Annotated in this window: 11 protein-coding genes; 7 read left to right on the forward strand and 4 right to left on the reverse strand. The window is 69.2% G+C overall.

The annotated features are described in order from the left end of the window. Nucleotides 1–147, forward strand: a 147-nt coding sequence (locus AC1DZ6_RS10810) for a HesB/IscA family protein (RefSeq protein ID WP_477097193.1), incomplete at its 5' end; no start/stop codon positions are given. A gap of 62 nt (nt 148–209) precedes the next feature. Further along, nucleotides 210–1,148, forward strand: coding sequence for an alpha/beta hydrolase (locus AC1DZ6_RS10815; RefSeq protein WP_477097183.1), 939 nt, complete (start codon nt 210–212; stop codon nt 1,146–1,148). On the opposite strand, the gene AC1DZ6_RS10820 is transcribed toward AC1DZ6_RS10815, so the two are convergent. Then, nucleotides 1,145–1,483: a hypothetical protein gene (locus AC1DZ6_RS10820; RefSeq protein ID WP_477097184.1), complete on the reverse strand. Its 339-nt coding sequence runs from the start codon at nt 1,481–1,483 to the stop codon at nt 1,145–1,147. The two genes, AC1DZ6_RS10815 and AC1DZ6_RS10820, sit on opposite strands and share 4 nt — an antisense overlap. A 35-nt stretch (nt 1,484–1,518) precedes the next feature. Here AC1DZ6_RS10820 and xth point away from each other — a divergent pair, with 35 nt between their 5' ends. The 3 genes from xth to AC1DZ6_RS10835 all read left to right on the forward strand — a co-directional run bounded on the left by xth (nt 1,519) and on the right by AC1DZ6_RS10835 (nt 3,603). After that, the gene (gene xth, locus AC1DZ6_RS10825) at nt 1,519–2,307 is read left to right on the forward strand and encodes an exodeoxyribonuclease III (protein WP_477097185.1); all 789 of its coding nucleotides are present in this window, start codon (nt 1,519–1,521) and stop codon (nt 2,305–2,307) included. Between the two features lie 56 nt (nt 2,308–2,363). After that, a complete protein-coding gene (locus tag AC1DZ6_RS10830; RefSeq protein WP_477097186.1) occupies nt 2,364–3,212 on the forward strand; it encodes a hypothetical protein in 849 nt (282 codons plus the stop codon). Between the two features lie 64 nt (nt 3,213–3,276). Then, nucleotides 3,277–3,603, forward strand: a complete 327-nt coding sequence (locus AC1DZ6_RS10835) for a hypothetical protein (RefSeq protein ID WP_477097187.1) — start codon at nt 3,277–3,279, stop codon at nt 3,601–3,603. A 15-nt stretch (nt 3,604–3,618) separates the two neighbouring features. On the opposite strand, the gene AC1DZ6_RS10840 is transcribed toward AC1DZ6_RS10835, so the two are convergent. Then, nucleotides 3,619–4,266, reverse strand: coding sequence for a LysE family translocator (locus tag AC1DZ6_RS10840; protein ID WP_477097188.1), 648 nt, complete (start codon nt 4,264–4,266; stop codon nt 3,619–3,621). Nucleotides 4,267–4,274: 8 nt separating this feature from the next. Next, the gene (gene ilvD / locus AC1DZ6_RS10845; RefSeq protein ID WP_477097189.1) at nt 4,275–6,005 is read right to left on the reverse strand and encodes a dihydroxy-acid dehydratase; all 1,731 of its coding nucleotides are present in this window, start codon (nt 6,003–6,005) and stop codon (nt 4,275–4,277) included. A 264-nt stretch (nt 6,006–6,269) separates the two neighbouring features. On the opposite strand from ilvD, the gene AC1DZ6_RS10850 reads away from it, so the two are divergent. Next, nucleotides 6,270–7,877: a GH39 family glycosyl hydrolase gene (locus AC1DZ6_RS10850; RefSeq protein WP_477097190.1), complete on the forward strand. Its 1,608-nt coding sequence runs from the start codon at nt 6,270–6,272 to the stop codon at nt 7,875–7,877. Nucleotides 7,878–8,014: 137 nt separating this feature from the next. Here the strand turns inward: AC1DZ6_RS10850 and AC1DZ6_RS10855 are convergent, their stop codons facing one another. Further along, nucleotides 8,015–8,932 (reverse strand): Gfo/Idh/MocA family protein, encoded by a 918-nt coding sequence (locus AC1DZ6_RS10855; RefSeq protein ID WP_477097191.1) that lies wholly within the window; start codon nt 8,930–8,932, stop codon nt 8,015–8,017. Between the two features lie 116 nt (nt 8,933–9,048). Here AC1DZ6_RS10855 and AC1DZ6_RS10860 point away from each other — a divergent pair, with 116 nt between their 5' ends. Then, nucleotides 9,049–10,074, forward strand: a complete 1,026-nt coding sequence (locus AC1DZ6_RS10860; RefSeq protein ID WP_477097192.1) for an NADP-dependent oxidoreductase — start codon at nt 9,049–9,051, stop codon at nt 10,072–10,074. The last annotated feature ends 104 nt before the right edge of the window (nt 10,075–10,178 follow it).

The raw sequence follows: 10,178 nt of genomic DNA on the forward strand, positions 1-10,178 counted from the left end.
GCCTCGGCCCTGGTCGATGTGATCTCCCTGGCCCTGCTGAAGGGCTCGGAGATCGATTTCGTCGACGAACTGGCCGGCGCCGAGTTCCGCGTGCGCAACCCCAACGCCAAGTCCAGCTGCGGCTGCGGCGTCAGCTTCTCGATCTAGGGTTTCGACGCTAGGCTTCACCCAACGCCGGCTCCCGTGAGCCGGACTCGGGGATTCTCGCCATGCTCGCCATCGCCCTCGCCGCCGTGCTGGCTGCGACCGCCGCTGCTCCACCGGTCGAAACCTTGGTCGAGATCCCCGGCCCGCTGAAGGGCGCCCAACTGGCGCCCGCCGCTGGAGCGAAGGCGCCCGTGGCTCTGATCCTGCCGGGCTCGGGACCGACCGACCGCGACGGCAACAGTCCGCTTGGCGTGAAGGGCTCGACCTATCGCCTGCTGGCCGAGGGACTGGCCGCCCAGGGCGTGACCACGGTCCGCATGGACAAGCGCGGTATGTTCGCCAGCGGCCCGGCGGCGGCCGATCCGAACCGGGTGTTCATCGCCGAGCTGGCGACCGACGCCAACGCCTGGGCCGCCGACCTCAAGAAACGCACCGGCGCGCCCTGCGTCTGGCTGATCGGCCACAGCGAGGGCGCCTTGGTCGCCGAGGTCGCGGGCCAGACCGGCAAGGACCTCTGCGGCCTGGTCCTGGTCTCAGGGGCCGGCGAGCGGCTGAGCGACACCCTGCGTCGCCAGCTGAAGGCCGGCGTGCCGGCGGGCCCGCTGCTGGACCAGAGCCTGAAGAACATCGCGGCCCTGGAGACCGGCGGCGACGTCGACGCCTCGGGCCTGCCCCCAGGCTTGCAGATGCTGTTCCTCCCGCAGGTGCAGCCGTTCCTGAGGGCCGTCTTCGCCTATGACCCGCCGGCCCTGCTGAAGGCCTACAAGGGTCCGGTGCTGATCGTGCAGGGCAAGACCGACATCCAGATGCTGCCCGCCGACGCTGAAAAGCTGAAGGCGGCTAGGCCCGACGCCACCCTGGTCGAGCTCGACGGCGTCAACCACCTGCTCAAGGTCGCGCCCCTGGACCGGGCCGCCAACGTCGCGACCTACGCCGATCCGWCGCTGCCCCTGGCGCCGGGCGTGGCCGAAACGATCGCCGGCTTCATCAAGAGCCACTAGCCGGGGATGAACTGCAGCACGGTCAGGGTCGCCGCGGCCCAGGCCACGGGGGCCGCGATGGCCGCCCAGGCGATCGGCTCGCGCCCGCGCCGCCATTGGATCCAGGCCAGCAGCGGGGCCAGCAGGCAGACGATCCAGAATCCGGCGCACAGCACGAAGCCCAGCCAGGCGACGGGATTGAGCAGCGCCCCGGGCGCGTCGAAGACCAGAGGCGCGAAGATCGCCGCGATCCCGCCCGCCACGGCCAGCAGGCCGCAGACAGCCGTCGCCAAACCCAGCAGCAAGAGCCGGTTGCGTCGCGAAATCTGGAACCCCGACTTGAGCGCCTTGCCCATGAGCCCTAGCCTCCCGCCGCCGACTGGAGCCGTCAATGCGCATCGCCACCTGGAACGTCAATTCCGTCAACGCCCGCCTGGAAAGAGTCCTGGAGTGGTTCGAATCGGCCGCGCCCGACGTGGCCGTGCTCCAGGAGATCAAATGCGTCGACGAGAAGTTCCCCACCGAGGCCTTCGAACGCCTGGGCTACAACGTCGCCGTCCACGGCCAGAAGACCTACAACGGCGTGGCCATGCTCTCGAAATATCCGATGGAGGACGTGCGGCGCGGCCTGCCGTTCCTGCATGATGACGAGGTCGACGAGCAGTCGCGCTACATCGAGGCGGTGATCGCCGCGCCGACGCCGTTCCGGATGGTCGGCATCTACCTGCCCAACGGCAATCCGGTCGACACCGAGAAGTTCGACTACAAGCTGGCCTGGATGAAGCGCCTGCACGCCCACGCCCAGGGCCTGCTGGCGCTGGAGGAGCCGCTGGTGATCGCCGGCGACTACAATGTCATCCCCGAGGTCGAGGACGTGGCCAATCCCGAGGCCTGGGTGAACGACGCCCTGTTCCGCCTGGAAAGCCGGGGGGCGTTCCGGGCGCTCAAGAACCTGGGCTTCACCGACGCCTACATGCAGGTCGACGGAACGCCGCACGGCTACACGTTCTGGGACTACCAAGCCGGCGCGTGGCCCCGGAACCTGGGCATCCGCATCGACCACCTGCTGCTGTCGCCCCAGGCGGCCGACAAGCTGGCCGGCGTGGTGATCCACCGCGACGAGCGCGACAAGGAAAAGCCTTCGGACCACGTGCCGGTCGTGGCCGAGCTCAACCTCTGACACCGCATGATGAAACCCGTCTGTTCGGACGCTCGGACTCCCGCTAGCCTGATCCCATGAGCGAACTCTGGCGTCTTTTGCTGCTCGTGACCTTGTCGGCGTCCGCGGTGACCTTCGTGGGCAGCGCCGCAATCTGGTTCATGGACGAGGAGCGCCGGATCCGCCGGTCGCTGCGCCACGTGCTCAAGGGCGCGCCGGAAACCGTCATCGTCGCCAAGGGGCGCGGGCGGGGCGCGGGCTTCAACTTCACCACCAACCAGGCCGCCGTGGCCTGGGACAGCGGCGCCTGGTGCCTGATCTACCGCATCGACGAGCTGATGGGGGCCGAGCTGTCGGTCGACGGCCACGTGATCGGCCGGGTGTTCCGGGGCGAGCAGCGCCGTGCCATCGACCAGATCGTCCAGCAGGCCGCCCAGGTGACCCTGAAGCTGATCTTCGACGATCCGCGTCATCCCGACTTCGAACTGGACTTGTGGGCCGAGGGCGACCAGCAGCGCCGCGAAAGCCGCTCGCCCGCCGACGCCATCCAGGAGGCCAACCGCTGGCTGCTGCGCGCCGACGCCATCGTCCGCCGCCCGCTGGCCCCGAAGGCCAAGGCCGCGCCGCCGGCCGAACCGGCGATCCAGTCGCGCCCGCCGGCCGCTGAACCCGAGGCCGAGCGCGCGCCCAAGCCCTACACGCCGGCCCTCGAAGCGGTCAGCGCCACGCCCCAGGCCCGCTCGACCGCCACCGCCCCGCTGTTCGACGAGATCGACACCACCGCCGATCCCACCGATGCGCCCTGGGACGACGACCTGGACAACGATCCCCCGCCGATCCCGGAAAAGACCTTCAAGCCGATCTCCAAGGCCGCGCGCCCTCCGAGGGGCGACCAGAACGAGCTGCCGTTCGACCTGGACGATTGATCCTGTTTGACTCCTCGCGCGTTTGATCGGCCAACTGCGTTCGTCAGTCTGGGAGTCTCACTTGATGCGCCTCGTTCTCGCCGCCGCCCTCGCCGTTTGTTGCGCCGCGCCGGCCCTGGCCGCGCCCCAGCCGCTGGCCCTGACGCCGGCCGACACCAATCGCGACGGCGCGGTCAGCACCGAGGAAGCCGCCACCTGGCTCGACCGCGACCGGGGCGTCATCGTTCCGGTCAGGCTGGGAGCCTCGGCCCGCGCGGCGGCGGCGGTGGAGCAGCGCCGCACCATGTTCGACCAGGGCCTGCTGCGCCCCAACGACTTCCGCGCTCCGGCGCCCGAGGATCGGCCGCCCGAAGACCTGTTCTACAAGGACTTCAAGAAGATCAAGAAGTAGGCGGCCCAGGCGGCGTCAGGCCCGACCGCGCGTCTCCCAGGCCAGCCAGACCGCGACCGCCAGGATCGAGATCGCCAGACCGCGCGACACCCAAGTGCTGGACGTAACCCGCGCCAACAACCTCCCCGCTCTGTCCGCCGACAGCACGATGGAGCCGTGGATCACGATGCTCACCAGAATATGGAGGCACCCCAGGATCAACGCCTGACGGGCCGGAGGGCCGTGGTCCGTCGCGATGAAGCCCGGCAGCAGGGTGACGTAGAACAGGGCCGCCTTGGGATTGAGGACATTGGCCAGGAAGCCGCGCCGAAACAGGATCCAGGGTCGCGAGCCCAGCTCCGTGGCAGCGTCACCGCCGTCAGCGGCCCGCCAGGCGTCCCAGGCCAACCACGCCAGATAGGCGACCCCCGCCCAGCGCAGCAGCTCGTAGAGCGGCCGATAAAGGCGAAACACCTCCGTCAGGCCGAACACGGCGGCGAACATGTAGACCGACAGCCCGCAGGTGACGCCCACAATCGCGTAGAGGCCCGCGCGCCGGCCGTGGACGGCCGACAGCGCGGCGAGATAGCCCATGTTCGGCCCGGGCGTCAGCTCGATCAGCAGGACCGCGGCCAGGAAGGGCGCGATCAGGCTGGGATCCACCGGCCAGGCCGAAGGGTTCACCTCATGCCTCAGATGTCCGCGTAGACGTGGGTCTCTTTCGCCGCGCCAGGATGGGTGGTCGCCCCCAGATAGGCCGGCCCCACCAGCTGGGCGAACTTCCAGATCGCGCCGCTGTTGTAGTCGTGGCCGCGCGGTCTCCAGGCGGCCTTGCGGCGCGCCAGCTCGTCGGCCTCGACCTCGAGCTCGATCGTGCCCTTGGTGGCGTCGATGCTGATGATGTCGCCGTCCTGGACCAGGGCGATCGGACCGCCCACGGCGGCTTCCGGACCCACGTGGCCGATGCACAGGCCGCGCGTGGCGCCCGAGAAGCGGCCGTCGGTGATCAGGGCGATGTTCTCCACGCCCTGGCCATAGATGGCGGCCGTAGTCGACAGCATCTCGCGCATGCCCGGTCCGCCCTTGGGACCTTCGTAGCGGATGACCAGAACGTCGCCTTCCTTGTAGTCGCGGTTCGACACGGCCTCGAAGCAGGCGGCCTCGCCGTCGAACACCCGGGCGGGGCCGCGGTGCACCTGGTGCTYGAGACCGGCCACCTTGACGATGCCGCCGTCGGGCGCCAGCGAGCCCCACAGCCCCACGACGCCGCCGGTCGGCGACAGCGGGTTGGAGGCCGGGCGGATCACGTCCTGGTCGTCGCGCCAGACCACGTCGGCCAGGTTCTCGGCCAGGGTCTTGCCGGTGACGGTCATGACGTCGCCGTGCAGCAGGCCGGCGTCCAGCAGGGTGCGCAGCAGCATCGGCACGCCGCCGGCCTCGCCCATGTCCTTGGCCACGTAGCGGCCGCCGGGCTTCAGATCGGCGACATAGGGCGTGCGCGCGGCGATCTCGGCCACGTCTTTCAGGGTGAACTCGATGCCGCACTCGTGGGCCATGGCCGGCAGGTGCAGGGCGCCGTTGGTCGAGCCGCCGGTGGCCGCCACGACGACGGCGGCGTTCTCGAACGCCTTGCGGGTGCAGATGTCGCGCGGACGGATGTTCTGCTCGATCAACCGCATCACCGCCTCGCCCGAGGCCACGGCATATTGGTCGCGGTCCAGGTACGGGGCCGGCAGGGCCGACGACAACGGCAGGGCCAGCCCGATGGCTTCCGACACGCAGGCCATGGTGTTGGCGGTGAACTGGCCGCCGCAGGCGCCGTCCGACGGACAGGCGTGCTTTTCCAGCTCGCACAGGGTGGCGGCGTCCATGGTGCCGGCCGCGTGGGCGCCGACGCCCTCGAACACGTCCATCACGGTGATGTCGCGGCCCTGGAAGCGGCCCGGCAGGATCGAGCCGCCGTACAGGAACACGCTGGGCACGTTCAGGCGCAGCATGGCCATCATCATGCCCGGCAGGCTCTTGTCGCAGCCGGCCACGCCGACCAGGGCGTCATAGCCGTGGCCGCGCATGGTCAGCTCGACGGAGTCGGCGATCACGTCGCGGCTGACCAGCGAGCTGCGCATGCCCTCGTGGCCCATGGCGATGCCGTCGGTCACGGTGATGGTGCAGAACTCGCGCGGGGTGCCGCCGGCCGCCTTGACGCCCTTGGCCACGGCGTTGGCCTGGCGCATCAGGGCGGTGTTGCACGGCGCGGCCTCGTTCCAGCACGAGGCTACGCCCACGAACGGCTGGGCGATCTCGCGGGTGCCAAGACCCATGGCGTAGTAATACGAGCGGTGCGGCGCGCGGGCCGGCCCTTCGGTTACATGCCGGCTCGGGAGTTGCGACTTGTCCCAGGTGCCGTCGGGTTTCTTGGTCATGATGTACGCCTTCCAAATAGTGCGCCGTGGTTAGCTCAGCTGAGAGCGCGACGGAAGGGTTTGACGCCGAGTTTTTGCCGGAAACCGGCCGCTCGACGCTCGTTTCATTGCGAACCGTTCGCGCCCACGCGGTCGGCGCGCATGATCAAACCCCTCTCCGCCCTAGCCTCACAGGCTGTACGCGTCGCCTGGAACGATGGTACCGCTCCCAGAGGCACTGCTCCAAACAGGAGGGCGGGCCGTTGCGAGGAAGGGCCCGCCGCGATGAAGACGAACCTCACCGGGACCTTTCCCGACGGCCTGCGACGCGCGCTGCTGTCCTCGGCCCTGGCGGCGTCGCTGGCCGGCCCCGCCTTCGCCGCCCCCCAAGACAAGCAGGACAAGCCGGTCGCTCGCCACATCGCCATCGACGCCCAGGCGCCGACCACGCCGCGCGACCGGTTCTACGACCTGGCGGTGGGCTCGGACTATCCGGGCACCCTGCTGCGCGAGGACAGCCTGGCCCAGCTGAAGACCGCCCGCGACGAGCTGGGTTTCCGCTATGTCCGCTTCCACGCGATCTTCCACGACGTGCTGGGAACCTATCGCGTCGTCGAGGGCCAGCCGGTCTATGACTGGACCAAGATCGACCAGCTCTACGACCGCCTGCTGAAGATGGGCGTCAAGCCGTTCGTCGAGCTGGGCTTCACGCCGCTGGCGATGAAATCGTCGGACAACCAGATCTTCTGGTGGAAGGGCAACACCTCCCACCCCGATCCCAAGCAGTGGGCCGCCCTGGTCGATGCCTTCGTCCGCCACATCCAGGCCCGCTACGGCCAGGCCGAGACGCGGTCGTGGTACTTCGAGGTCTGGAACGAGCCCAATCTCGACGGTTTCTGGGAGAAGGCCGACCAGAAGGCCTATTTCGAGCTCTATGACCTGTCGGCCCGGACGATCAAGGCGATCGATCCGGCGCTGAAGGTCGGCGGCCCCTCGACGGCGGGCGCGGCCTGGACGCCGGAGTTCATCCGCCACGTCGAGGCCTCGGGCGCGCCGGTCGACTTCATCACCACCCACACCTACGGCGTGGACGGCGGCTTCCTGGACGAGAAGGGCCAGAGCGACACCAAGCTGTCGCCCTCGCCCGACGCCATCGTCGGCGACGTGCGCCGGGTGCGCCAGGAGATCCAGGCTTCGTCCAAGCCGGGCCTGCCGCTCTATTTCACCGAATGGAGCACCAGCTACACGCCCCGCGACCCGGTCCACGACTCCTATGTCAGCGCGCCCTACATCCTGTCCAAGCTCAAGGCCTCCGAGGGCCTGCTGCAGGGGATGAGCTACTGGACCTACAGCGACCTGTTCGAGGAACCCGGCCCGCCCACCGCGCCGTTCGAGGGCGGCTTTGGCCTGATGAACCCGCAAGGGATCCGCAAGCCGGCCTGGTTCGCCTACAAGTACCTGAACCAGCTGGGCGACAAGGCCGTGAAGGTCGCCGACGCCCAGACCTGGGCCACCGCCGACAAGGGCGGGGTGCAAGCCCTGGTCTGGGACTTCCGCCAGCCGGTCCAGGCGGTGAGCAACCGGCCCTACTACACCAAGGTCCGGCCGACCTCGGACGTCGAGCCGGTTCGCCTGGACCTCAAGGGTCTCAAGCCCGGCCGCTACGACGTCCAGATCTTCCGCACCGGCTTCAAGGCCAACGACGCCTACACGGCCTATCTGGAGCTGGGCTCGCCGAAAACGCTGACCGAGCAGCAGGTGCGGGACCTGAACGCCCTGACGGTGGACAAGCCCGAGACGCGCGACCTGACCGTCGGCAAGACGGGCGCGGCGAGCGTGGCGGTGACGATGCGGGCTAACGACGTGGTGCTGGTGAAGGTGGCGCCCAGGTAGGCGCTTCCCGCCCCGCCCTTGTCATCCCGGACGAGCGCGCGGCGCGAAGATCCGGGACCGACCTGGAATGCTGAGCTCAGGCGTCGGTCCCGGGTCTTCGCTACGCTACGCCCGGGACGACAGCTGCATGTGGATGTCTAGCCGCCCGCCGCCTGCTCCACGGCTAGGCCCAGGTCCAGCGCCCGCGCGGCTTCCTCGCCCGTCACCACCGGACGCGGAGCTTCTCCGCGCACCGCCTTCAGGAAGCCGGCCACGCTCTGGCCCAGCGGATCCTTGCCGGCGGGCGTCTCGTTGAAGTCCTCGATCAGCGGGAACGGGGTGGTGTTGCGGAAGGTGCGCGCCAGGAAGTCGATCTCGACCTCGCCGGAGGGGTAGACGACCTTCATGGTCCGCTCGCGGGCCTCGGCGACGCGCGAGCTGTCGAACACGGCGGTGAAGCCGTTGTCGAAGGTGGCCTCGGCCTTGACCCAGTCCAGCGAGGTGGAGCGCGTGATCGCCCCCTCGCCTTCCACCGCCACCGGCTCGCCGTCGCACAGCGCCAGGGCCAGGTCGATGTCGTGGATCATCAGGTCCAGCACCACCGAGACGTCGAGATTGCGGTCCGAGGGCGTGCCGCGGCGGACGGCTTCCAGGCGCAGCGGCTGCTCGGGGATGTCCAGCAGGCCCATGGCCTGGAACACCACGCGCTCCTGGTGGCCGCAGGCCAGCGGCACGCCGGCCTTGGCGGCGGCGGCGACCAGGGCGTCGGCGTCGTCCGGCGTCACGGCCAGGGGCTTTTCGGAATAGACCGGCTTGCCGGCCCTCAGCGCCGCCAGGCCGGCCTCGGCATGATGCACGGCGGGGGTGGCGACGGTGACCACGTCGACGGCGGCCAGGAACGCGCCCAGGTCGTCGAAGGCCCGCGCGCCCAGGGACTCGGCCAGGGCTTCGGCGCGCGCCAGGTCGATATCGAACACCGCCACCAGGCTCACGCCGTCCAGTTCGACATACTTCTTGGCGTGATAGCCGCCGAACACGCCCGCGCCGATGACGCCTGCTTTGAGAACTTGGGTCATGGGCCGCTGTCTATCGTGTTCGCTTTCTCGCGGGAAGGACTGGAGGCGCGGACCGGACCGGTCTAAACGTTCGTTTAAACAACGCACCTCGATCGCGAGGGCTGGGAGAAACGACCATGGTCACGTCGCGTGAAATCCGCCTGAAGAGCCGCCCTGTCGGCGTTCCCACCCAAAACGACTTCGAACTGGCCAGCGTCGAGGTCGGCGCGCCGGGCGACGGCGAGATCCAGGTCAAGAACCTGTGGATGTCGGTCGATCCCTACATGCGCGGCCGGATGACCGACCGGAAGAGCTATGTGCCGCCGTTCGAGCTGGGCAAGGTCCTGCAAGGCGGCGCGATCGGCGAGGTCACGGCCTCCAACGACCCCGACTTCAAGCCCGGCGACATCGTCAGCACCATGTTCGGCTGGCGCGAGGTCTTCAACGTTTCGCCCAAGGCGCTGGCGGCCGGCGGCATGGGCGCGGTGACCAAGATCGACACCCACGGCCTGCCGCCCCAGACCTTCCTGGGCGTGGCCGGCATGCCGGGCCTGACCGCCTATGCCGGCCTGCTCCGGGTCGCGGCGCTGAAGGACGGCGACGTGGTCTTCGTCTCGGCCGCCGCCGGCGCGGTGGGCCAGGTGGTCTGCCAGATCGCTAAGCTGAAGGGTCACAGCGTGATCGGCTCGGCCGGCGGACCCGAGAAGGTCGCCTTCCTCAAGAGCATCGGGGTCGATCACGTCATCGACTACAAGGCCACGCCCGACGTGGTGGCCGAGCTGGAGAAGGTCGCGCCCAAGGGCATCGACGTCTATTTCGAGAACGTCGGCGGCGTGCACCTGGAGGCGGCCATCAACTCGGCCCGCCCGTTCGCCCGCTTCGCCCTGTGCGGCATGATCTCGCAATACAACGAGACCGGAAAGCTGACCGGCCCCGCCAACATCATCCAGGCGGTGGGCAAGAGCCTGCGGCTGGAGGGGTTCATCGTCTCCAACCACTACGACCTGGCGCCGCAGTTCATCCAGGACATGGCCGGCTGGATCGGCGCGGGCAAACTGAAGTGGAACGAGACCGTGGAGGACGGCGTCGAGCGCGCGCCGGACGCCTTCATCAAGCTCTTCAAGGGCGAGAACCTGGGGAAGATGCTGGTGAAGCTGGGGTAGTCGCTCGGAAGCTCACCCACTTGCCCCCACCTGACGGCTTCGCCGTCTGTCCGCCCCCATAGGGCGCGGAGGGGGCAGGTGGTCACCACCAAGCGCCACTGAGT

The organism is Caulobacter sp. P1_B12_2 (assembly GCF_056406675.1).